General features: G+C 74.0%; 21 protein-coding genes. 8 read left to right on the top strand and 13 right to left on the bottom strand.

Annotated features, from left to right (window positions below; all coding sequences use genetic code 11):
- Positions 1-176: 176 nt before the first annotated feature.
- Together CCE02nite_RS18495 and CCE02nite_RS18490 are read left to right on the top strand one after the other, a co-directional pair.
- Positions 177-509: an STAS domain-containing protein gene (locus CCE02nite_RS18495; protein WP_255318965.1), complete on the top strand. Its 333-nt coding sequence runs from the start codon at positions 177-179 to the stop codon at positions 507-509.
- Complete coding sequence (locus CCE02nite_RS18490) at positions 506-979, top strand: ATP-binding protein (RefSeq protein ID WP_218027158.1); 474 nt, start codon at positions 506-508, stop codon at positions 977-979. Before CCE02nite_RS18495 ends, CCE02nite_RS18490 begins: the two co-directional genes overlap by 4 nt.
- Positions 980-1,002: 23 nt before the next feature.
- Here the strand turns inward: CCE02nite_RS18490 and CCE02nite_RS18485 are convergent, their stop codons facing one another.
- Positions 1,003-3,285: a SpoIIE family protein phosphatase gene (locus tag CCE02nite_RS18485; protein ID WP_255318964.1), complete on the bottom strand. Its 2,283-nt coding sequence runs from the start codon at positions 3,283-3,285 to the stop codon at positions 1,003-1,005.
- 260 nt (positions 3,286-3,545) lie between these two features.
- Here CCE02nite_RS18485 and CCE02nite_RS18480 point away from each other — a divergent pair, with 260 nt between their 5' ends.
- The 3 genes from CCE02nite_RS18480 (at position 3,546) to CCE02nite_RS18470 (ending at position 6,279) form a co-directional block, all read left to right on the top strand.
- Positions 3,546-4,343 carry an ABC transporter ATP-binding protein gene (locus CCE02nite_RS18480; RefSeq protein ID WP_141391068.1) on the top strand — a complete coding sequence of 266 codons (798 nt, stop codon included), beginning with the start codon at positions 3,546-3,548 and terminating at the stop codon, positions 4,341-4,343.
- A gap of 117 nt (positions 4,344-4,460) precedes the next feature.
- The gene (locus CCE02nite_RS18475; protein ID WP_141391067.1) at positions 4,461-4,898 is read left to right on the top strand and encodes a YciI family protein; all 438 of its coding nucleotides are present in this window, start codon (positions 4,461-4,463) and stop codon (positions 4,896-4,898) included.
- Between the two features lie 22 nt (positions 4,899-4,920).
- Entirely contained in the window at positions 4,921-6,279 is a 1,359-nt protein-coding gene (locus CCE02nite_RS18470) for an RNA polymerase sigma factor (RefSeq protein WP_141391066.1), read from the top strand.
- Between the two features lie 23 nt (positions 6,280-6,302).
- On the opposite strand, the gene CCE02nite_RS18465 is transcribed toward CCE02nite_RS18470, so the two are convergent.
- From CCE02nite_RS18465 to CCE02nite_RS18415, 11 genes are all read right to left on the bottom strand, one after another.
- Entirely contained in the window at positions 6,303-6,566 is a 264-nt protein-coding gene (locus CCE02nite_RS18465) for a hypothetical protein (RefSeq protein ID WP_141391065.1), read from the bottom strand.
- Between the two features lie 14 nt (positions 6,567-6,580).
- A complete protein-coding gene (locus tag CCE02nite_RS20685; RefSeq protein ID WP_174774936.1) occupies positions 6,581-6,805 on the bottom strand; it encodes a hypothetical protein in 225 nt (74 codons plus the stop codon).
- Positions 6,792-6,992 carry a hypothetical protein gene (locus CCE02nite_RS18455; protein ID WP_141391064.1) on the bottom strand — a complete coding sequence of 67 codons (201 nt, stop codon included), beginning with the start codon at positions 6,990-6,992 and terminating at the stop codon, positions 6,792-6,794. Before CCE02nite_RS18455 ends, CCE02nite_RS20685 begins: the two co-directional genes overlap by 14 nt.
- Positions 6,989-7,681, bottom strand: a complete 693-nt coding sequence (locus CCE02nite_RS18450) for a Rho termination factor N-terminal domain-containing protein (protein ID WP_141391063.1) — start codon at positions 7,679-7,681, stop codon at positions 6,989-6,991. Before CCE02nite_RS18450 ends, CCE02nite_RS18455 begins: the two co-directional genes overlap by 4 nt.
- 444 nt (positions 7,682-8,125) lie before the next feature.
- The gene (locus CCE02nite_RS18445; RefSeq protein ID WP_141391062.1) at positions 8,126-9,175 is read right to left on the bottom strand and encodes an aldo/keto reductase; all 1,050 of its coding nucleotides are present in this window, start codon (positions 9,173-9,175) and stop codon (positions 8,126-8,128) included.
- A gap of 130 nt (positions 9,176-9,305) precedes the next feature.
- Positions 9,306-10,331: a 3-oxoacyl-[acyl-carrier-protein] synthase III C-terminal domain-containing protein gene (locus tag CCE02nite_RS18440; protein WP_141391061.1), complete on the bottom strand. Its 1,026-nt coding sequence runs from the start codon at positions 10,329-10,331 to the stop codon at positions 9,306-9,308.
- 76 nt (positions 10,332-10,407) lie between these two features.
- Positions 10,408-11,958 (bottom strand): UxaA family hydrolase, encoded by a 1,551-nt coding sequence (locus CCE02nite_RS18435; RefSeq protein WP_141391060.1) that lies wholly within the window; start codon positions 11,956-11,958, stop codon positions 10,408-10,410.
- Complete coding sequence (locus tag CCE02nite_RS18430; RefSeq protein ID WP_304363338.1) at positions 11,955-13,379, bottom strand: Gfo/Idh/MocA family oxidoreductase; 1,425 nt, start codon at positions 13,377-13,379, stop codon at positions 11,955-11,957. Before CCE02nite_RS18430 ends, CCE02nite_RS18435 begins: the two co-directional genes overlap by 4 nt.
- Before the next feature lie 152 nt (positions 13,380-13,531).
- The gene (locus CCE02nite_RS18425) at positions 13,532-14,878 is read right to left on the bottom strand and encodes an ABC transporter substrate-binding protein (protein WP_141391059.1); all 1,347 of its coding nucleotides are present in this window, start codon (positions 14,876-14,878) and stop codon (positions 13,532-13,534) included.
- A gap of 100 nt (positions 14,879-14,978) precedes the next feature.
- Positions 14,979-15,956, bottom strand: coding sequence for a carbohydrate ABC transporter permease (locus CCE02nite_RS18420; RefSeq protein WP_141391058.1), 978 nt, complete (start codon positions 15,954-15,956; stop codon positions 14,979-14,981).
- Positions 15,949-16,872 carry a carbohydrate ABC transporter permease gene (locus tag CCE02nite_RS18415; protein WP_141391057.1) on the bottom strand — a complete coding sequence of 308 codons (924 nt, stop codon included), beginning with the start codon at positions 16,870-16,872 and terminating at the stop codon, positions 15,949-15,951. Before CCE02nite_RS18415 ends, CCE02nite_RS18420 begins: the two co-directional genes overlap by 8 nt.
- Positions 16,873-17,113: 241 nt before the next feature.
- On the opposite strand from CCE02nite_RS18415, the gene CCE02nite_RS18410 reads away from it, so the two are divergent.
- The 3 genes from CCE02nite_RS18410 to CCE02nite_RS18400 are packed head-to-tail and all read left to right on the top strand — an operon-like array spanning position 17,114 to position 20,747.
- A complete protein-coding gene (locus CCE02nite_RS18410; RefSeq protein ID WP_141391056.1) occupies positions 17,114-19,090 on the top strand; it encodes a DUF6807 family protein in 1,977 nt (658 codons plus the stop codon).
- Positions 19,087-20,268: a Gfo/Idh/MocA family protein gene (locus tag CCE02nite_RS18405; protein WP_255318962.1), complete on the top strand. Its 1,182-nt coding sequence runs from the start codon at positions 19,087-19,089 to the stop codon at positions 20,266-20,268. Before CCE02nite_RS18410 ends, CCE02nite_RS18405 begins: the two co-directional genes overlap by 4 nt.
- Before the next feature lie 59 nt (positions 20,269-20,327).
- Entirely contained in the window at positions 20,328-20,747 is a 420-nt protein-coding gene (locus tag CCE02nite_RS18400; protein WP_141391055.1) for a TIGR03618 family F420-dependent PPOX class oxidoreductase, read from the top strand.
- Between the two features lie 28 nt (positions 20,748-20,775).
- On the opposite strand, the gene CCE02nite_RS18395 is transcribed toward CCE02nite_RS18400, so the two are convergent.
- Complete coding sequence (locus CCE02nite_RS18395; protein WP_255318968.1) at positions 20,776-21,891, bottom strand: mannonate dehydratase; 1,116 nt, start codon at positions 21,889-21,891, stop codon at positions 20,776-20,778.
- Positions 21,892-21,893: the final 2 nt, after the last annotated feature.

The following is a 21,893-nucleotide window of genomic DNA, read 5'->3' as shown; positions in this document are numbered from 1 at the left end:
TCCGGGCCCGTCGCCGTCCGGCGGGACCGGCACCCGGGCCCGGGCCCGGGTCCGGGTCCGGGTCCGACCGGAAGAGATCCGCGCCACGCGACGGATCGCAGAGCGAGAGTCGGCAGGTCCGCGTACCGTGTCCCGGGTGCCCGGCACCGTGTCGGGACGAGGAGGAGCGCACCACGGTGACCCCGACGACGAGCGGCGATGTCCTGACGACGAGCGGCGGCACGCGCTGGACCATGCGAGGCGAGATCGACGCCGCGGTCCAGGCCAGGCGCGAGGACGAGCTGCTGCGGATCGCGCAGTCCGCGAACGAGCGCATCCACGTCGACCTCGGTGACGTGACCTTCATGGACTCGGGCGGCCTGCGGCTGCTCTACCACGCCGCGACCGCGGGCTCGGGGGCGCCCGTCCTGGAGCGCGTCCCGCGCCGCGTCCGCGACCTGCTGGAGCTCAGCGGTGTCGTCGACCTCTTCGAGCTCGTGGACGACCCGACCGGCGAGGACGACGCGTGAGCGTCGAGCACGCCGCGGTCCCCGTCGGCTTCGTCGAGATCGGCTCCTGGTCGCTGCGCGGCCTGGGCGACCTCGCGACGCTGCGCGAGGGCCTGCACCGCCTGCTCACCGGCGGTCCGCTCCCGCCGGACCGCGCGCTGGAGGCCACGCCGGAGCGCGTCGTCCTCGTCGCGAGCGAGCTCGCCACCAACGCCCTGCGCCACGGCCTGCCGCCCACGCGCGTCCGGCTGCTCAGCGACGGGCGCGAGCTCGTCGTCGACGTCGTCGACCACTCGCCGGACGCGCCGGTGGTCGCCGGACGGCGCTCGCCGGGCGCCGGCGGGTTCGGCCTCGTGCTCGCGCAGCGGGCGTCGACGGCCGTCGGCTGGTGCCGGGCCGGCACGGGCGAGAAGCACGTGTGGGCGCGGTTCGACGTCCCGGTCTTCCGTGCCGGGGCCTCGGTGCGCAGCGCGCTGCTGCCCGTCGGCTGACCGCCGACCCGGAGCGAACCGCCTCAGGCGTCGCGACGCACCAGGAGCAGCGTCGCGTCGTCGGCGGAGCGCGGGTCGCGCGCCGCGGTGACGATGCCGTCGACGTCCACGTCCGGTCCCGTCGAGAAGACCGCCGCGAGCCGGTCCAGGCCGTCCCGGATCGACTCTCCCCGCCGCTCGATCAGACCGTCGCTGTAGAGCACGAGCGCACCCCCGCGCGGTATCTGCACGCGCCGTGCGGTCGGCACCCGGTCGACGAGCCCGAGGGGCGGCACGCTCGCGCTCTCGGTCCAGGCGGTGCTGCCGTCGGGGCCGACGACGAGCAGGGGCGGGTGGCCCACCGACACGTGCTCGACGACGCCGCTCGCCGGGTCCAGCAGCGCGACCGCGAGCGTCGCGACCTCGCCCGGCAGCGTCCAGCGGGCGACCTCGCCCAGCCGCGCCACGGCGTCGACCGCCGATCCCGTGCTCACGAGCGCCGCGCGCAGCGTCGTGCCGAGCTGGCCCATCGTCGCGGCCGCCTGGAGGCCGTGCCCCGTGACGTCGCCGACGACGAGCGCGAGCCGGCCCGAGGGGAGCACGAGGGCGTCGTACCAGTCGCCACCGACCAGGCCGGTGCCGGCGGACTCGTAGCGGGACTGGAGGGTCCAGCCCGGGACGTCGGGCAGGAGCGCCGGCAGGAGGCTGCGCTGGAGCTCCTCCGTCGCCCGCACGGCCTTGCGCCCGCGCAGGTAGAGCGCCTCCACGAGGTGGCCGCGCAGCGAGGTCGCGACGTCCTTCTGGTCCGACGTCCACGGCGCGCTCTGGCCGCGCACGACCTCGCGCCAACGCTGGAACGACTTGCGCGGGCTCAGGCGGACCGTCTCGCCCTCGCGCATCGCGATCGCCTTGTTGTACGGGTCGCCGCCCCAGTCGACGTGCCGCAGCACCTCGTCGCGCACCCACACGACGACCTGGCCCTCGGGCAGGACGAGGCCCAGCACCCCGGCGACGTCGGGCGCGAGCGCCGCGACGTCGGGCGCGTCCCGGCCGAGCGCCTCGGTCGCCACGAGGTCCTCGTCGTGACCGAGCACCCAGGCCACGAGCGCGCGGCACCCGTCCTCGTCGGGCACGTTGCCGACCTTGATGAGGCCGCGCTCCGCGACGACGACCGCGCCGTCGGCCCGGACGAGGCGCCGCAGCCACCCCGAGCGGGTGAGCGCGGTGCCGATCGGGACGCTCTCGTCGCGGCTGTCGGCGGCGAGGTGGGCGAGGACACCCTCCGCGCGGCGCACCTCGGCGTCGCGCTCGTCCTCTGCCTGCGCGACGAGGCGGACCGAGAGCGCCGACCCGAGGAACTCGGCGGCCGTGCGCACCTCGTACGGCGGCTCGTGCGGACCTGCGTAGTGGTGGCACGCGATGAGACCCCACAGCCTGCCCTCGCGCAGCAGCGAGATCGACATCGACGCGCGCACGCCCATGTTGCGCAGGTACTCGAGGTGGATCGGCGAGACGCTGCGCAGCGTGGAGTACGTGAGGTCGAGCGGGGCCCCCGTCGTCGGCAGCAGGGTCGGCACGATCGGCTGCGGCTCGTAGTCGACGTCCGCGATGAGGCGGATCCAGTTCTTCTCGTACAGCGCGCGGGCCTGCGGCGGGATGTCCGACGCCGGGTAGTGGAGCCCGAGGAACGCGTTGAGGTCCTCACGGCGTGCCTCGGCGACCACCTCGCCGTTGTACGCGTCGTCGAAGCGATAGATCATCACGCGGTCGAACCCGGTGAGCTCGCGCACGTGCCGGGCCGCGTCGTCGTACAGCTCGTCGAGGGTCGCGGCACGCTCGAGATCGCGCAGCGCGTGCCGCACGGCGAGGTACGTGTTGGGGAACGTCAGGGGGCGCGCGCCCGCCGCGGACTCGAGCTCGACGACGAGCACCGGCTCCGTCCCCGGACCGTCCGCGGGCAGCGGGGGCCGGTGGAGCACGGCGTCCACGGCGAGGGGCGCCCCGTCCCTGCGGTCGAGCGTCAGCGTGACGGGGTTGCGCATGGCGAGGTCGCCGACGTTCGCGGCGTGGTCGAGGACCCGGCCCGCCGCGACCGCGCCGAGCGCGTCCGCGAGCGGGCGGTTCGCGAGCTCCTCGGCAGGGGTTCCCAGGTGCCGCTCGACGTTGGCCGACGCCTGGAGCAGCACGCCGTCCGACTCGCGCACGACGAGCAGGACGCCTCGCGGCTGGATCATGCCCGGCACGTGGATGGGCTCGCGCGCGCAGTTGTCGAGGTCCACAGCCTCGCCGGGCGCCAGCAGCTCCGGCTCGTCGACCGTCCTGGTCACGTGGTCCTCCGTCCGAGTCGCCGCACTCAGGCAGGATGCCGCGTGCGGGTCGACGGACCACCTGGGCTCGAGGATCCGGGTCGAGTGCCCCAGGCTACCGCGCCCGGGGCTCCGGACCTGAACGGGCCCTGCGTCGTGGCGCCGCGCGGGGAGGTGACGGCCCCGCGTGAGCGACGCCACGGAACTCCGCGGTAGCGTCGTTCGTCGGACGAGCGGGGCCCCGGACCGCCCGCCCGGCCCCGACGACCAGAAGGTGACCCATGAGCACGACGACGACCCCGATCCTGCGCGCCACCGGCCTCGCGGCCGGCTACGGAGGGCCCGACGTCGTGCACGGCATCGACCTCGACGTCGTGCCCGGCGCCCCGCCGGTCGGGATCGTCGGCGAGTCGGGCGCCGGGAAGTCCACCGTCGTGCGCTCGCTCGTCGGGCTCGTGCGGCCGACGGCCGGCCACGTCACGTACGCCGGGCGGACCGTCACCAAGCTGTCGCGCCGGGACAAGAAGCAGTTCACCGCCGACGTCCGGCGCGTCTCGCAGGACGGCCTCGCGGGCATCGGCATCGACCCGCGCTGGACCGTGGACCGTACGCTCTCCGCGGCGCTCAAGGACGCGCGGCGCGCCGGCCGCCCCAGCGGGCGGTCCGTCGAGGACCTGCTCGACGACGTCGCGCTCGAGCCCCGGTACGCGCCGCGCACGATCCACTCGCTCTCGGGCGGGGAGAAGCAGCGCGTCGCGCTCGCCGTCGCGCTCGCCACGCGCCCGCGCGCCCTGCTGCTCGACGAGCCGCTCACCGCAGTCGACCCGGCGATGCGCGGCGACGTCGTGCGGCGCCTCGCCGACGCGACCGCCGAGCTCGGCACCGCCGTGCTGCTCGTCTCGCACGACCTGGAGCTCGTCGAGCGGATGTGCCCCTCCGTGCACGTGCTCGCCGACGGGACGTTCGTCGCCTCCGGGTCGCTGCGCGACGTCTTCGCCGGCACCACCCCGGGCGCCGACCACCCGGCCGTGCGGGGGCTCGCGGAGGCCGCCCCGCTCGCCGTCCAGCGCTTCCGCTGACGCTCCGGAGAACTCGTCGGCGGTACGTGTCGAAAACCGGGGGTCGCCGTCCGACGTCAGGGTGAACGCGCCTTCACGACACTAGGGTCGAGGAGGCACTCACCGAGGAGGAACGTCATGCGGGTCATGGTCATGATCAAGGGCACCGGGGCCGACGAGGACAAGATCGCCCCCACCCAGGAGATGCTCGCCCAGATGGGCGCGTACAACGAGGAGCTCGTCAAGGCGGGCGTCATGCTCGACGGCCAGGGCCTCCAGCCCACCGCCAAGGCCGCGCGCGTCGTGTTCCGCGGGGGTGAGACGTCGGTCGTCGACGGTCCGTTCACCGAGTCCAAGGAGATCGTCGCCGGGTACTGGATCTGGCAGGTCTCCTCGCTCGAGGAGGCCGTCGAGTGGGCCCGCAAGTGCCCGAGCGACCCCAGCATGGGGCTCGAGGAGGTCCTCGAGATCCGGCCGATCTTCGAGGTCGAGGACTTCGGCGCGGAGTACACGCCCGAGCAGCGCGAGAAGGACGAGCGCCTCGCCGAGCAGATCCGCGCCCAGCAGGGCTCCTGAGGATCACCGGGCGAGGACGGCGATGACCGACGTCTCCCGCACCGTCGAGGCCGTGTGGCGCATCGAGTCGCCCCGGCTCGTCGCGGGCCTGGCCCGGACCCTGCGGGACGTCGGCCTCGCCGAGGAGGTCGCCCAGGAGGCGTTCGTCGCCGCGCTCGAGCAGTGGCCCGAGCAGGGCGTCCCGGACAACCCCGGCGCCTGGCTGACGACCGTCGCGCGCCGCCGCGCCGTCGACCTGGTCCGCCGCGAGCGCACGCGCGACGAGAAGTACGCGCGGCTCGCGGCGGACCTCGCCGCACCCGGTGCGGGGTCCGGCGGGGGGACGACGACGGTCGCGCACGCGGGCGACGGCGGCGCCGTCCTCGTGGGGTCGGTCCCGGCCACCGACGCGATCGTCGAGGACCCCGTGGGCGACGACCTGCTCGCGCTCGTCCTCGTCGCGTGCCACCCCGTGCTGCCGCGCGAGTCCCGCGTCGCGCTCACGCTGCGCCTCGTGGGAGGCCTGACGACCGACGAGATCGCCCGCGCGTTCCTCGTCCCGTCCGCGACCGTCGGGCAGCGCATCTCGCGCGCGAAGCGGACGCTCGCGGAGGCGAACGTCCCCTTCGACGTCCCGCAGGCCGGCGAGCTCGCCGCCCGCGTGCCCGCGGTGCTCGAGGTCGTGTACCTCGTCTTCACCGAGGGGTATGCCGCGACGTCGGGCGACGCGTGGGTGCGGCGCGAGCTCGCCGAGGACGCCATGCGCCTCGGCCGCGTGCTCGCCGGGCTGCTGCCGGGCGAGCCGGAGGTGCACGGGCTCGTCGCGCTCATGGAGCTCCAGGCGTCACGCTTCGCCGCGCGCACCGGCCCCGACGGCGAGCCCGTGCTCCTCGAGGACCAGGACCGCGCCCGCTGGGACCGGCTCCTCGTGCGGCTCGGCCTCGCCGCGCTCGACCGCGCGCTCGCGCTCGGCACCCGTGCCGGGAAGGCGCTCGGCCCCTACTCGCTCCAGGCCGCGATCGCCGCGTGCCACGCCCGTGCCGCGGCGTGGGCGGACACCGACTGGGACGCGATCGTCGCGCTCTACGACGCGCTCGCGTCCGTCGCACCCTCCCCCGTGGTCGAGCTCAACCGCGCCGTGGCCGTGGGCTACGCGGACGGCCCCGGGGCCGCGCTCGTCGTCCTCGACGCCGTCGCGGACGACCCGCGCCTCGCCCGCCACCACCTGTACGGCGCGGTCCGCGGCGACCTCCTCACCCGACTGGGCCGGCACGCCGAGGCAGCGGACGTGCTCGAGCGCGCCGCGGGCCTCGCCCCGACCCGCCACGAACGCCAGCTCCTCCTCGAACGCGCCGCCGCCGCGTCGTCCGCCCACGAGGCGCGACCCCGGGCGGCGCAGTAGCCCGCCGGTTCGCCACGCGACGGCTACGAGAGGCTCTCGCGGTGCACGGCTCGTCCCAAGGTCGAGACGATGGCCTCAGCGGCCGCGAGGTCGCGGCCGACGGGCAGGGCGGGGGTCGGGAGGTCCGCGCGAGACGGACCACGGAGCGCGGCAGGCCGGCGGCTCCGCGTGACCTCGATCGTGCCGCGACCGCCCGCCCCCACGCCGTCGTGGATGTCGACGACGCCCTCGACCCGCAGGAGAGGGATGCGCAGGAGCCGCGCCAGGAGATGGATCTCGATCCGCATGACGGCGCTCCCGGCTAGCCGCCGAGGGTGATGTCGTCGTCCGGCTCCGACGCACGGGCCCGCGACCGGGACGCCGACGGCGCACCGCCGTCGGTCTCCTCGAGACGCTCGCGCAGCCGCGCCACGAGTGCCCGGGCGCCCGCCTCGATCTGGGCGTAGCGCTCCCGGCCCGCACGCGTACCCGCGAGGTAGCCCAGGCCGAAGAAGACCACGTGCCCGAAGGTCTTACCCCCGATCATCGTGGGCTCCCTGCTCCTGCCGCGTGCGGATCGCCGAGACGGCGGCGCTCGCGGCGGTGACCGCTGCCAGCGAGCCGAGCGTGACCAGCGCGGGTCGCACCGCTCCCGATCCGGGTCGCTTGCGCTGGTGGCCGAGCGACTCCCGCACGCGGTCGAGGAACGTCTTCCTGCGGAACAGCGTGATCATGATGCTCTCGCCTCCTGGTCGTGCTCGTCGGCATGCTTGCGGATCGCCGAGACGACCTCGTGCTTGCGCATCGAGGAGCTCAGCTCCAGACCCATCTCCCGGCCGAGCGCGAGCAGCTTCTCCTTGGTCATGTCGTCGAGGTCCAGCGGGTCGGTGTCCGCGTCGGCCCCGAGCCTGCGGCCCTCCGTGACCGCCGCCTCCCGTCTCGCGTCCGCGTCGTCGACCCTCCGCCGTGCCCGCTCGGCCTCCTCCTCGGCCTGGTCGGCGAGGCGTTCCGCCCGCGCACGGGCCTCGTCGGCCGCGGCCCGTGCCGCGACCGCCGCCTCCTCCGCCAGCTCACGAGCCTTCGCCATCTCCCGGCGAGCCTGCTCGATGGCCTGCTCCGCCCGGCTGCGAGCCAGCTCTGCCTGCTCCTCCGCCTGCTCCACCCGTCGGCGGACCTGCTCCTCGGTCTCGGCGACGCGTCGGGCGCTGACCTGCTCCGCCTGCGCACGCTTCGCCGCGACGTAGTCGTCGGCCTCGCGCTGCGACTCCGCGACCACCTGGGCGACCTCACGTTCACCGTCGCGGCGCGCCGCCTCAACCTGCCGGTCGCCTTCCTCCTCCGCGGCACGTGCTGCGTCGGCCCGCTCCTTCGCATCTCTGGCGGCGTCATGGGCGCGCAGCTCGAGCTCGTGCACGCGTTCCATCGCAGAGTCCACGCGGTTCGACCGGCGGTCGACCCCGTCCCCGAAAGGGTTGACGTCCGCCACCGCGGTCGCGGCGCGCTGCCCCGCTGCCTGGACGCTGTGCCCGGCAGACCTCGCCGGACCGGCCACCCCGGCGTCCAACGCCCACAGGACGTTGCGCGGGAGATCGGCCAGGCCACGTTTCGCCGTGCGTCCCAGCCAGACCATGGGATTGGATCTGGACATCGGCTCCTCCTCACCTCGGCGAGGGTCGCTTCGGCAGCACCTGCTCGACGACCGCCACGACCGCTCGGGACGGCCGCGGCCAGGGGCGGAGGGCAGACCCGTGGGGTCGCCCGCGGCACCGGCCACGACACGCCCCCTCGTCACCAGCAGACTGCACCTCGGCCGCGCACGCACGCGGTCAGCGCCCCGCCGGCACGCGGCGGAGGAGGAGAAGGGTCCTTACCTCGCGAGGACGGACTCGATCGCGCTGGTCTCGTCGGCGGTGAGCGGGGGTGCCGAGAGCGCCGCGACGTTGTTCTCGAGCTGGCGCACGCTGCTCGCGCCGATGAGGGCTGACGTGACGCGGTCGTCGCGCAGGACCCAGGCGAGGGCGAGCTGCGCGAGCGTCTGGTCGCGGCCGGCGGCGATCTGGTTCAGCGCGCGAGCCTTCTCGAGGTAGGACTCGTCGAGGTTCTGCTCGGACAGGAACGGGGAGTCGGGGCGTGCCGCGCGCGACCCCTCGGGCGCGGAGCCGGAGAGGTAGCGGTCGGTGAGCAGGCCCTGCTGGAGCGGCGAGAACACGATGGTGCCGACCCCGAGGTCGCCCACGACGTCGAGCAGCGACTCGCTCTGGACGCCGTCGTACCGGTCCTCGTGCGCGGGGTCCTCGACGTGCCGGTTGAGCATCGAGTAGCTGGGCTGATGGATGAGCAGCGGGGTGCCGAGGTCGGCGAGGATCGCGGCGGCCTCGCGCGTGCGGGCCGGCGAGTAGTTCGAGACGCCGACGTAGAGCGCCTTGCCCTGCTGGACGGCGTCGTGCAGCGCCCGCATGGACTCCTCGAGCGGCGTGCTCGGGTCCGGGCGGTGGTGGTAGAAGACGTCCACGTAGTCGAGGCCCATGCGCGTCAGCGACTGGTCGAGCGACGAGAGGAGGTACTTGCGCGAGCCGCCGTCGCCGTACGGTCCGGGCCACATGTCGTACCCGGCCTTGGAGGAGATGACGAGCTCGTCGCGGTACGCGCCCAGGTCCTGCGAGAGGTGGCGGCCGAAGTTCTCCTCCGCGGAGCCGTACGGCGGGCCGTAGTTGTTGGCCAGGTCGAAGTGCGTGATCCCGAGGTCGAAGGCGCGGCGCAGCACGGCGCGCTGCGTCTCGAACGGGTTCACGTCGCCGAAGTTGTGCCACAGCCCGAGCGAGATCGCGGGCAGGTCGAGGCCGCTGCGCCCCGTCCGGCGGTAGGTCATGGTGTCGTATCGATCGTCGGCGGCGACGTAGCGCGGGGCGAGAGGCATGTGCCCATTCTGCCTCTCCGCCACGGGGTGGCTAGGCAAAGTCCCGCACGACGAGCACGGGGTCGACGATCCCCGACGTGACCCGCGGCTCGCCGGTGCGCGTCGGCGGCGCGCCGACGACGACCGCTCGTCAGCGGGTCGGGGTCTCCACGACCTGGCCCGCCCAGGCGAACCCGCCGCCGAAGCCGAAGAGCAGGGCCGGGACGCCCGCGGGGATCTTGCCGGCGTGCCACCACTTGGAGAGCCCGAGCGGGATGGACGCGGCGGACGTGTTGCCGGACTCGACGATGTCGGTGACGACGATCTTGGACTCCAGCCCCAGCGACTTCGCGAGCGGCTCGATGATGCGCAGGTTCGCCTGGTGCGCGACGAGGACCTCGATGTCGTCGAGCGAGACGCCGGAGCGCTCCACGACGGAGCGCGCGCGGTCGGCGGCGCGCGTGATGGCCCACTTGAAGACGGCGCGGCCGTCCTGGGCGAACTTGTCGGCCGGCGACTCGATGAGCACGGCGGGCGTGAGGTCGGGCTCGGAGCCCCAGGTCACGGGCCCGACGCCCGGCTCGTCCGTCGCGCGCAGCACGGCCGCGCCCGCGCCGTCGGCCGTGAGGATGCACGTGCTGCGGTCGGTCCAGTCGGTGAACGCGGTGAGCTTCTCCGCGCCGACCACGACGGCGGTGCGGGCGGAGCCGGTGCGGATCGCCTGGTCGGCGAGACCGACGGAGTGCGCGAACCCGGAGCAGGCGACGTTGACGTCGAGCACGGCGGGCCCGACGACGCCGCGCAGGTCGAGCTCGGACGCCTCCTCGGGCGTGGACTGCCCGGGCATGACGCCGGTGCGCAGGTGGTACGCGACGCGGCCCGCGGTGTTGGGCGAGCGGTCGGTCGCGGTGGCGGTCGCGACGATGACGAGGTCGACCTCCCCGGGGTCGACGCCCGCGTCGTCGAGCGCGTGGCGTGCCGCCGCGGTGGCCATGTCGGCGACCGTCGTGTCGTCGTCGGCGACGTGCCGCGTGACGATCCCGGTACGCGAGCGGATCCACTCGTCGTTGGTCTCGACGAGCTGCGCGATGTCGTCGTTCGTCAGCGTCTTCTCGGGCTGGAAGTGACCGAGGCCGACGATGCGCGACCCGGCCGCGCCGGTAGCGGGAGTGAGCATGTGGTCGATCATGTCACGCAGCCGACGGTCGTCAGAACAGCCGTCGGTCGGGGCCGGGGGGTGGCCGGCGACGGGGTCAGGTGACCGTGCCGAGCTGCCACGGGACGAACTCCTCGCCGCCGAGGTCGAGCTCCTCGCTCGCCGTCTGCTCCCCCGAGGCGACGGCGAGGATGCGCGCGAAGATCTCGTCGCCCACCTCCTCGAGGGTCGCGACGCCGTCGACGATCCTCCCGCAGTCGATGTCCACGTCGTCGCCCATGCGCGCGAAGAGCTCGCTGTTGGTCCCGAGCTTGATGCTCGGGGTCGGCTTGCAGCCGAACACGGAGCCCCGGCCCGTCGTGAAGCACACGACGGTCGCCCCGCCCGCGACGAGGCCCGTGACGGAGACGGGGTCGTAGCCGGGGGTGTCCATGAAGACGAAGCCCCGCGTGTCCAGCGGCTCGGCGTACTCGTGCACCGCGGCGAGGTCGGCCTGCCCGCCCTTGGCGACGGCGCCGAGCGACTTCTCGAGGATCGTCGTCAGGCCGCCGGCCTTGTTGCCGGGCGACGGGTTGTTGTCGAGCGTCCCTCCCCCGGCTGCGGCGTAGCCCTGCCACCACTCGAGCCGGTCGAGCAGGCGCTGCCCGACCTCGGGCGTGACCGCCCGCCGCGTGAGCAGGTGCTCGGCGCCGAACACCTCGGGCGTCTCCGCGAGCGCCGACGTGCCGCCGTACGCGACGAGGCGGTCGGACGCGATCCCGAGCGCGGGGTTCGCGGTGATGCCGGAGTAGCCGTCGGACCCGCCGCAGTTGAGCCCCAGCACGAGGTCGGCGACGTCGCAGTCGGTGCGCTCCCAGCGCGCGTCGATCTCCTCCACCATCTCGCGCACCGCCTCGACGCCCGCGCGGACGGTGGCCCGCACCCCGCCGGTGTCCTGGATGGTCAGCGTGCGCACGACGGTGTCGGGCGAGAGGTCGGCCCCGGCGAGCACGGTGTCGACGGCGATCATCTCGCAGCCGAGGCCGAGCACGAGGACGCCCGTGACGTTGGGGTGGGCCGCGTACCCGCGCAGAGTGCGCAGGAGCACCTGGGCGCCCTCGCTCGTCGGCACGAGCCCGCACCCCGACTGGTGCGTGAGGGCGACGACGCCGTGGACGTCGTCGTAGGCGTCGAGCGCGAGGCCGCGGAACTGGTCGGCGATCATGCGGGCCGTGCTCGCGGAGCAGTTGACCGACGTGAGGATCGCGACGTAGCTGCGCGTGCCGACCGCGCCGTTGGCGCGGCGGTAGCCGCGGAACGTCGGGCGCGGTCCGGGCGGCGCCGCCAGCCTGGTCCGCACCGTGGCGAGCTCGTGCTCGCGCTCCCCCGGCGCGTACCCGAGGTTCTGCGTGTGCACGTGCTCGCCGGCGCGGACGTCGCGCGTCGCGACGCCGATCACCTGCCCGTACTTGCGCACGGGACCGCCCGCGGGGACGTCCCGCAGCGCGACCTTGTGCCCGCGCGGGACCGCGTCGAGCACGGCGACCGTCCCGCCCCCGGGGCGATCGACGACGTCCCCGGCCGAGAGGTCGCGCGTCGCGACGGCGACGTCGTCCTCGGGCCGCAGGACGAGCAGTGGCGTGTCGGCCGTGCGCGCGGCCGCGGTCATGACGGCACCGCCTCGGGTCGGGGTGCCGCGGCACGCTCGAGCGACACGCCGAGGTCGGCGGTCCGCACGACCTGCCCCGTCTCGAGCGAGCGGTTCGCGGCGACGCCGACGGCGACGCTGCGCAGGCCGTCGACGTAGCCCGCCGCGCGGGCGAGAGGGTCCTCGCCCGCCCCCCGGAAGACGTCGGAGAGGAGCAGGCGGTCGCCGCCCCCGTGCGAGCCCTCGCCCTCCTCGATGACGACCTCGCGCGCCTGCTCCCAGTGCCGCTGCACGACGAGCCGCGCACCGTAGGGTCGCACGTCGCCCGCACCGGGGTCGTGCACGGCGCTCGGGTCCACGACCGGGCGCCTCTTGCCGTCGGGCCCGAGGGCCTCGGCGGCGTGCCCGGACTCGACGTGGGCGCGCTCGACGACGTCGAGCTCGACCCGGCCGCGCGTGCCGTTGACCGCGACGCGGTACCCCTCCCAGGGGCTGTGCGCGGTGAGGGCATAGGTAAGGGTCGCGCCGCGGCGGTAGCCGACGAGCGCGCCGATCGTGTCCTCGATGGTGACGCCGGGCGCGAACACGTCGCGGTCGCGCACGTAGCCGTCCTCGGACTCCGCGTCGAGGTAGAGCGCGCGCAGCGTGTCGTCCCCGGCGAGGTCGATGCCGAACGGGTCGTCCGGCGCGGCGTCGCGCCCGAGGCCGGGCCGGTCCCCCGGGGGCCGCCCGGCGCCGTCGTCGCCGTAGAAGCGGAGGCCGCCGCGCGCGACGACGGTCTCGGGGACGTCGTCGAGCCACCAGTTGACGAGGTCGAAGTGGTGGCTCGCCTTGTGCACGGCGAGCCCGCCCGAGGCGGCCTTGTCGCGGTGCCAGCGCCGGAAGTAGTCGGCGCCGTGGACCGTGTCGAGCAGCCACTCGAAGTGCACCGAGACGACGTCGCCGATCTCGCCCGAGGCGATCACGCGCCGCAGCGCGGTGTTGCGCGGCGAGTACCGGTAGTTGAAGGTCACGGTGAGCGTGGCCGACGAGCGCTCGGCGGCCGCGCGGATGCGCGCCATCCCGGCCGCGTCGGTCGTGAGCGGCTTCTCGCACACGACGTCGACACCGGCCCCGAGCGCCGCGACGACGTAGTCCGCGTGGGCGTGGTCGGGCGTCGTCACGACCAGCGCGTCCACGGCCTGCTCGGCGAGCATCCGGCCGAGGTCGGACGGCTCGTAGCGCGGCAGCGGACCGAGGCCCGCGGCCTCGAGGCGACGGTCGTACCAGGCGGCGCGCACCGGGTTGGGCTCGCACCACGCGACCAGGTGACCGTCCTCGCGGTGCTCACCGAGCAGCGCGTCGACGAACATGCGGGCGCGGTGCCCGGTGCCGGCGACGGCGTAGCGCCGGGGGCGGCGGGGCGTCGCGGTCTCGGTCGGGGTGGTGCTGGGGTGGTGCACGGGTCTGCGGTCCTCTCGGGGTCCTGGGCGCGGGGTCTGTGCGACGGTCTGGGGGTCGTGCCGGTGCGAGTCCTCGTCGGGCCTGGCCGGGCCGGTCCGTGGGGCGACGGACCGGCCCGGCCGGTCAGGGGTGGCGGGACGCCACGGCGGGGCTACTGCCCGATGGCCGCGCCCACCTCGTCGAGGAACTGCGTCGCAGCGTCCTGCGGAGACTTCTGCTCGAACAGCACCTCGGTGTTGATGCGCTTGAGGATCTCGACGACGTCGCCGGCGCCCTGCGGCGGGACGGGCGGGCCGTCCACGACGTCGGCGCCGAGCGCCTCGAGGAAGTCCGCGGCCTGCTTGTCGGCCGGGGAGAGGCTGTCCTTGACGGCCGCGCGCACCTCCGTGTTCGCGGGCAGGCCGCGGTCGGAGAGCATGAGCGCGCCGGCCTCGGGGTCGTTGAGCAGGAAGTCCACGAACTTGGCAGCCGCCTCGGGGTGCTCGGACGTCTTGGCGACCGAGTAGTACATCGCGGGCTTGAAGTACATGCCCGTGCGCTCACCCTCGGACTCGCCCGGAAGGCGCAGGAGCTCCAGGTCGCGACCCGACGCGGTGCTGATGGCGCCGAGCTGGTTGGTCCACCACATGCCCATGGCGCCCTGGTTGGTCCCGAGGAGCGAGCCTTCCGGGCCGGCGCCCTCGAGCTCGACGGACCGCGCGGCGTCGGGCTGGCCGCCGCCCGCCTGGAGATCGAGGGAGAGCTGGAAGAAGTCCGCGACGGTCTCCGCGGAGACGCCGAGCTCGCCCTCGGGCGTGTACAGGGCCTCGCCGCGCTGACGCGCGAGGATCGACAGCCCGGCCTCGTTGAAGCCGTAGTCCTGGGTGCCGTAGATGCCGTCGGCCGACCCCGCGGTCACCGCGTTCGAGACCTCGACGTAGTCCTCCCACGTCCACGTGGCGTCGTCAGGCACCTCGACACCGGCGTCGGCGAACACCTGCGGGTCGGCGAGCACCGCGTAGGCGTTGACGCCGGTGGGGATGCCGTAGAGCGCCCCGCCCGTCTCGCCCGAGCCCACGACCGACTCGTCGATCGAGCTCGTGTCGATGTCGAGCTCCCCGAGGTCCGCGAGGACGCCGCGCGAGGCGTAGTCCGCGAGGTAGCGCTCCTCCTGCGTGATGACGTCGGGTGCGTCGCCGGCCGCGACGGAGGTCGCGAGCTTGTCCCAGTACCCGCCCCAGTCGGTGTAGTCGGCGACGACCGTGATGTCGGGGTTCTCCTCCTCGAAGAGGTCGATGATCTGCTGCGTCGTCTGGTGGCGCGTGTCCGAGCCCCACCACGAGAAGCGGATCTGGACCGGCCCGGACTCCGCGGACGACGACTCGTCGTCGCCGCCCGGGTTCGCGACGCCGCCGTCGCCGCCGCAGGCGGTCAGGGCGAGGGCACCGACGGTCAGTGCGGCGGCCAGCGCCGTGCGGCGTGCGCCGATCCGGCGCGAGCGGTGGATCGAGGTGTTCATGACTCTCCTTGTGCGTGACGGGACGTCGTCGTTCTGTCGTGCGGAGCGGTGCCGGTCGGCACCGGGTGGCCCGCGGGCGGGTGCCCGCGGGCCGGAGGAGCTACTTGATCCCCGTCGTGGCGATGCCCTTGACGAGGTACTTCTGACCGAAGAGGAAGACGAGGAACACGGGGACCAGGGAGACGATCGACATGGCGAACATCGGCCCCCACGAGCTCTGGCCCGTGGCGTCGACGAAGGTGCGCAGCGCGATCGGGACCGTGTACATGTCCGGCTTGGTCAGGAAGATGAGCTGGCTGAAGAAGTCGTTCCAGGTCCAGATGAAGGTGAAGATCGCCGTCGTCGCGAGCGCCGGGAGCGCGAGCGGCATCATGATGCGCAGGTAGATCCGGCCGTGGCCGCAGCCGTCGAGCCGCGCGGCCTCGTCCAGCTCCTTGGGGATCCCGCGGAAGAACTGGACCATGAGGAAGATGAAGAAGGCGTCGGTCGCGAGCAGCTTGGGCACGATGAGCGGCAGGAACGTGTTGATCCACTCGAGCGAGGAGAACAGCACGTACTGCGGCACGATCACGACGTGGATCGGCAGCATGATCGACATGAGCATGATCGCGAACCAGACCCCGCGGCCCCGGAACTGGAGCCGGGCGAACGCGTAGGCGGCGAGCGAGCACGAGACGAGGTTGCCCAGCACCGAGCCGAGCACCACGACCGCGGAGTTGAGCAGGTAGTGGCCGAACGGGTGGGTGAGCGCGTTCCACCCGTCGGTGTAGTTGCCGAGGTCGACCGCCGACGGGATGAGGCCCGGCTCGCGGAAGATCAGCGCCGAGGGCTTGAACGAGCTCGCGAGCATCCAGAGCAGCGGATACAGCATGACGAGCCCGAACGCGATGAGCAGCACGTGCTTGAGCACGGACCGGGCCCGGGCCGACTGCGCACGGCGCCGGGGTCGCGGGGCGGTGGGCGGCGCGTCGGCCGCGAGCTGGGAGAGCGTCGACCGGGAGCGGGCGCCGGGGGCCGCGTCCTCGGGGACGGCGGCATCGGTGGGGATCCCCGTGGCGGGGTGCGTGGTGTCAGTCATCGTAGAAGACCCAGTACTTCGAGGCGAGGAAGTTGACGAACGTCATCCCGCCGATGATCAGGAGCAGGAACCAGGCCATCGCCGACGCGTAGCCCATCTCGAGCGAGCCGAAGCCCTTGAGGTAGAGGTAGAGCGTGTAGAACATCGTCGAGTCGGCCGGCCCACCGGTCCCGCCGCTCACGACGAACGCCTGCGTGAACGACTGGAACGCGTTGATGAGCTGGAGCACGAGGTTGAAGAAGATGATCGGCGTGAGCATCGGCACCGTGATCGAGCGGAACTGGCGCCACCGGCCGGCGCCGTCGATCGAGGCCGCCTCGTAGTACATGCGCGGGATCTGGCGCAGCCCGGCGAGGAAGATGATCATCGGAGCCCCGAAGGTCCACACGTTGAGGGCGACGAGCGTGCCCAGCGCGTAGTCGGGGTGCGAGACCCAGCCCTGCCCCTCGATCCCGACGAGCGCCAGGACCTGGTTGACGAGACCGTCCGCGCCGAAGACCTGGCGCCACAGGATCGCGATCGCCACGCTCCCGCCGAGCAGCGAGGGCAGGTAGTAGATCGAGCGGTAGACCGCCAGCCCGCGCAGGCCCTTGTCGAGCAGGAGCGCGAGGCCGAGCGCGGCCGCGAGCTGGAGCGGCACGGAGACGAACACGTACGTGAACGTCACCTGGAGCGAGTTGAGCAGCCGCGGGTCGGCGAACATCCGCTCGTAGTTGTCCCACCCGATCCAGCTCGGAGCCTGGAGCAGGTTGTAGTCCGTGAAGGACAGGTACAGCGACGCGACCATGGGGCCCGCCGTGATGAGCGCGAGGCCCACGAACCAGGGGGCGAGGAAGAGCGCTGCGACCCTCCCGTCCCCCTTCTTGCGTCCGGGCCGCCGCGTGGCGGTCCCTCTCGCGAGCTCGGTCACCGCCATGCGAGACCCTCCTCGCACCTCGTGCCGGTCATCCGTCACCCTCCGGTCGTCGTCGATCGGTAGTCCTGCGTTCCCCCGTCGAGGGGAAACCGGTTGCTGGGTGAGGACCGTAGCACATGTGGAACCGGTTTCCCATGGTGTACCGTCAGGTCATCGCGCAGCACCGGCCGACCCCGGCGAGCGCGGGCACCACGCTGCCGTGCGTGCCCGCGACGCGCGGACCACGACTCGAGGGAGAACGATGGCAAGCGTGAGCACACGGCGAGGCGGGGTGACGATCGCCGACGTGGCGACCGCCGCAGGCGTCTCCCGGGCGACGGTGTCGCGCGTCATGAACGGCCGCGCGACGGTCGACCCGGAGATCAGCGCGCGCGTCCGCCAGGCGGCCGCCGACCTGAGCTACCGGCCCAGCAACGTCGCGCGGAGCCTGTCGCTCGGGCGGACCAACACGGTCGCGCTCGTCGTTCCCGACCTCGGCAACCCGGTCTTCCAGCAGATCCTGCGCGGCGTCACCTCGGCGGCCGCCCCGGCCGGGTACCGCGTCCTCGTCGCGGACACCGCCGAGGACCCCACCGAGGAGGCCGCGATCGCGCTCGAGGCACGGCTGCGCTGCGACGCCCTCGTGCTCGTCTCCCCGCGCATGCCCGCCGCCGAGCTCGCGCGGCTCGTCCCCGACGTCGCGCCCGTGGTGCTCGTCAACCGCGAGCTCGCGCACCCGGGCGAGGCGGCGGTGCCGTCGCTCGTCGTCGACTACGCGGACGCCGCGGCCCAGGTGCTCGAGCACCTGCTCTCCCTCGGCCACCGCCGGGTCGCCTACCTCGCCGGACCACCCGGCAGCGCGTCCGACGCGCTGCGCCGCACCGGGCTGCGCCGCGTGCTCGACCGCACGCCCGAGCTCGAGCTCGTCGAGCTCCCCGCCGGGCCCGACATCGCCGCCGGCCACGCCGCCGTCGACGAGGTCCTCACCGCCCGGCCGACCGCCGTCGTCGCGTTCAACGACCTCGTCGCGTTCGGTCTGCTCGCCGGGCTCAACGAGGCCGGCGTCGCCGTGCCCAAGGACATGTCGGTCGTCGGCTTCGACGACATCGAGCTCGCGCGCTTCGCCACGCCGTCGCTCACGACGGTCGCCGTGCCGCAGACCGAGCTCGGCCGCCACGCCTGGAAGGAGCTGTCCGCCCTCATCGACGACTCGGCTCCCACGTCCCGCACCACCCGGTTCGAGCCCCGGCTCGAGGTCCGCGCGACGACGGGGCCCGTGCCGCGCCAGGTCGCCCGCGCCCGCGTGGTCCCCCCGGCCGAGCCCGTCGGTGCGGTCGTCGCAGAGAGCGCCGAAGCCGGATCGGCACAGCCAGCGTCCCGCGAGGTCCGCTGGACGCCCGACGGGGAGGCCGTCGTCCTGCGCGCCGGCGACCTGCGCCTGGCCCGCTACCAGCAGGGCGACCGCATCCCCGCCGTGCACGCACCGCGCTCCTTCCTGCACCCGGTCCACACGCTCGCCGGCGTCCCGCTCACCGACGCCGGGCCCGTCGACCACCGCCACCACTACGGCGCCTCGATGGCCGTCGCCGACGTCAACGGCACGTCGTACTGGGGCGGTCGCACGTTCGTCGCCGACGTCGGCCCGACGCTCCTGCCCAACCACGGTCGCCAGGTGAGCCACGCGCTCGCCGTCGACCCCGTGGAGCAGCACCTGCTGCACGACGGCGTCCGCTGGCACGACGAGCAGGGCGTCCCCCAGCTCGAGGAGGACCGCCGGCTCGACGCGTGGATCCTCGACGACGAGTCGTGGGTCCTCGACTGGCGCTCGACCCTGCGCGCCGAGCGCGGCGCGCTCGTCATCGGCTCGCCCGCGACCAACGGCCGCCCGGGCGCCGGATACGGCGGCTTCTTCTGGCGCCTGCGCACGGCCGCCTCGACGACCGTGCTCAGCGCGCACGGGCCTGGCGAGGAGAGCGCTCACGGCAGCACGTCTCCGTGGGTCGCGTTCGTGCAGGAGCACCCCTCCCACACGACGACGCTGCTCCTGGTCCAGCAGGGCGAGACGGTGCCGTGGTTCCTGCGTGCCGCCGAGTACCCCGGGGCCGGCCCGGCCCTGGCCTGGGACTCGCCCCGCACCATCCCGGCGGGCGGCACGCTCGAGACGGGCGCGCGCGCCGTGCTCGTCGACCGCGGGCTCGACCTCGACGAGGCCGCGGCGCTCGCGGACCGCGTCCGGTGAGCGGGGCCCTGCGGGCTGCCACGCCCGGGACCAACCACGTGCTCGACCCCGGGCAGGCGGCCGTCCCGGTCGCCGTCGTCGGGGTGCACGGCCACGGCGGGTCGCACCTGCGCACGGTCGCCGCGCTCGCGGAGCAGGGCCGCGTCCGGCTGAGCGCGGTCGTCGATCCGCGTCGCCCCGACGACGCCCCCGCGCCCTGGTTCCCCACGCTGGGCGACCTGCTCTCGTCGTCCGACGCGGCCGTCCGCCCCGAGGTCGTCGTGATCTCGACCCCGATCCCGACCCACCTCCCGCTCGCGCGCGCCGCGATGGAGGCGGGCGTCGACGTCCTGCTCGAGAAGCCGACCGTCGCGTCCCTCGCGGAGCACCTCGCGCTCGTCGAGGTGGCCGAGCGCACGGGCCGCCGGTGCCAGGTGGGCTTCCAGACCTTCGGCTCGCACGCGGTGGACGCGGTCGCCGAGCTCGTCGCGGACGGCGAGATCGGCGACGTCGTGGGCATCGGGGCCGTCGGCACGTGGGTGCGGACGACCGGCTACTGGCGCCGCGCCCCGTGGGCGGGCCGACGCCGGCTCGACGGGCGCGACGTCGTGGACGGCGTCGTCACCAACCCCCTCGCCCACGCGGTCGCGACCGCGCTGCGCATCGGCGGCGCGCGGACGGCCGACGACGTCGCCCACGTCGTGACCGACCTCTGGCGCGCCAACCCGATCGAGGCCGACGACACCTCGTCGCTGCGCGTCGTCGCGCGCGACGGCCTGCCCTACGGGTTCGGGCTCACCCTCTGCGCGCCCGAGCGCACCCCGGCCCAGGTGCTCGTGCTCGGGACGGACGGCGAGGTCACGCTCGAGTACGAGCACGACCGCGTGCTCGTCCGCACGACCCGGGCGCACGTGGAGAAGACGTACGGCCGCACCGGGCTCCTGGAGGACCTGCTCGCCGCCCGGAGGGACCCGGAGCGTCGGCTCGCGTGCGACGTGCGCGACACCGGGGCGTTCATGCGCGTCATGGAGGCGGTGCGGACGGCCGCGGACCCGCGGGCCCTCGACCCGGGCGCCGTGACGTGGACCGGCGAGGGCGACGACCGCCGCCCCGTCGTCGACGACGTCGCGCGGTGGTGCGAGGAGGCCGCTCGCACGGCCCGGACGTTCACCGAGCTCGGCGCGCCCTGGACGCGCTGACGGTCCCCGCGTGACGTAGCGTCGGGACGTCCCGCCGTCCCGCGCCTGGAGGAACCGTCGTGTCACGCCCCCCGCTGCCCGCCCCTCTCGTCGAGCTGCTGCGCCGCCCGAACGCCGCCGTCATGGCGACCGTGCGCTCCGACGGCGCTCCCGTCACCGCCGCCACCTGGTACGTCTGGGAGGACGACGGTCGCGTGCTCGTCAACCTCGACGAGTCGCGCGTGCGTCTCAAGCACCTGCGGAACGACCCGCGCGTCTCGCTCACCGTGCTCGACGAGAACTGGTACACGCACGTGACCCTGGTCGGGCGCGTCACGGAGCTGCGCGCCGACGAGGGCCTGGCCGACATCGACCGGATCTCGCGCCACTACACGGGGCACGAGTACGCGAACCGGCACAGCCCGCGCGTGAGCGCGTGGATCGCGGTCGAGCGCTGGTACGGCTGGGGCGAGGCGAAGGCCGCCGCGGAGAGCGCGTGAACCACGCTCCCCGGGCGACGGCGCGCCGTCACGCGTCGTAGCGGAACGCGTCCCACGCCCCCAGCAGGTACTGGATGCCCAGCGCGCGGTCGTAGAGGCCGTAGCCGGGCCGGGGCTTGTTGGTGGTGTTCTCGTCCCACAGGTGCCGGCCGTGGTCGGGACGCACGTAGCCCTGGTAGCCCGCCTCGGCGTACGCGCGCATGATGCCCGTGGTGTCGACGCTGCCCTCGCACGCGCGGTGCGCGACCTCGGTGAAGTCCCCGTTCCCCAGGTGCTTGATGTTGCGCACGTGCGTGAAGTGGATGCGGTCCATGAACGTGCGCACGGCGTCGACCGCGTCCTGCTCGGGGTTCGCGGAGAAGCTGCCGAGGCACAGCGTCAGGCCGTGGTACGGGCTGTCGTTCAGGGAGAGCACGCGCGCGAGGTCGTCCTTGGTCGACACGACGCGGGGCCAGCCGAAGACGTCGTAGGGCGGGTCGTCGGGGTGCACGCCCAGCCTGACGTCGGCCTCCTCGCACGCGGGGATCACGGCGTCGAGGAAGTAGCGGTAGTGGGCGTACATGTCCTCGCGCGTCACGCCCTCGTAGGCGGCGTCGAGCTCGGTGAAGCTCGCGAGCCGCTCGGGCTCCCAGCCGGGCAGCGTGAGCCCGTGCGTGTTCGCCTCCATGTCGGCGATGAGGCTCTGGGGCGACAGCTCGTCCACGACGGCCCGCTCGAAGAACAGCGCGGTCGATCCGTCCGGCAGCGGGTGCCACAGGTCCGTGCGCAGCCAGTCGAAGACCGGCATGAAGTTGTAGCAGACGACCTTCACCCCGGCCCGGCCCAGCCGGCGGATCGTCGTCACGTAGTTCTCGATCGCCTCGTCGCGGCTGCGCCCGAGGACGGTCTTGCCGAGCTTGATCGACTCGTGCACGTTGACGGACTCGACCACCTCGGCGTCGAAGGTGCGGGTGATCCCGCGCGCCCTCGCCTCGTCCGTCAGGCCGGTGATCTTCGCGACCTCGGCGTCGATCTCCGCCTGCTCCCACACCTCGCCGGCCTGCTTGCCGTGCAGGCTCCACACGATCGTCTCGACGCCGGGCACCTGGCGCACGTGGTCGAGCGTGACCGTGTCGTTCCCCTCGCCGTACCAGCGGAATCCCATCT

It is taken from the genome of Cellulosimicrobium cellulans (genome assembly GCF_006539945.1).
Classification (GTDB): Bacteria; Actinomycetota; Actinomycetes; order Actinomycetales; family Cellulomonadaceae; genus Cellulosimicrobium; species Cellulosimicrobium cellulans.
The sequence above is the reverse complement of the archived record's forward strand: the minus strand, read 5'-3'. Positions and strand labels throughout refer to the sequence as shown.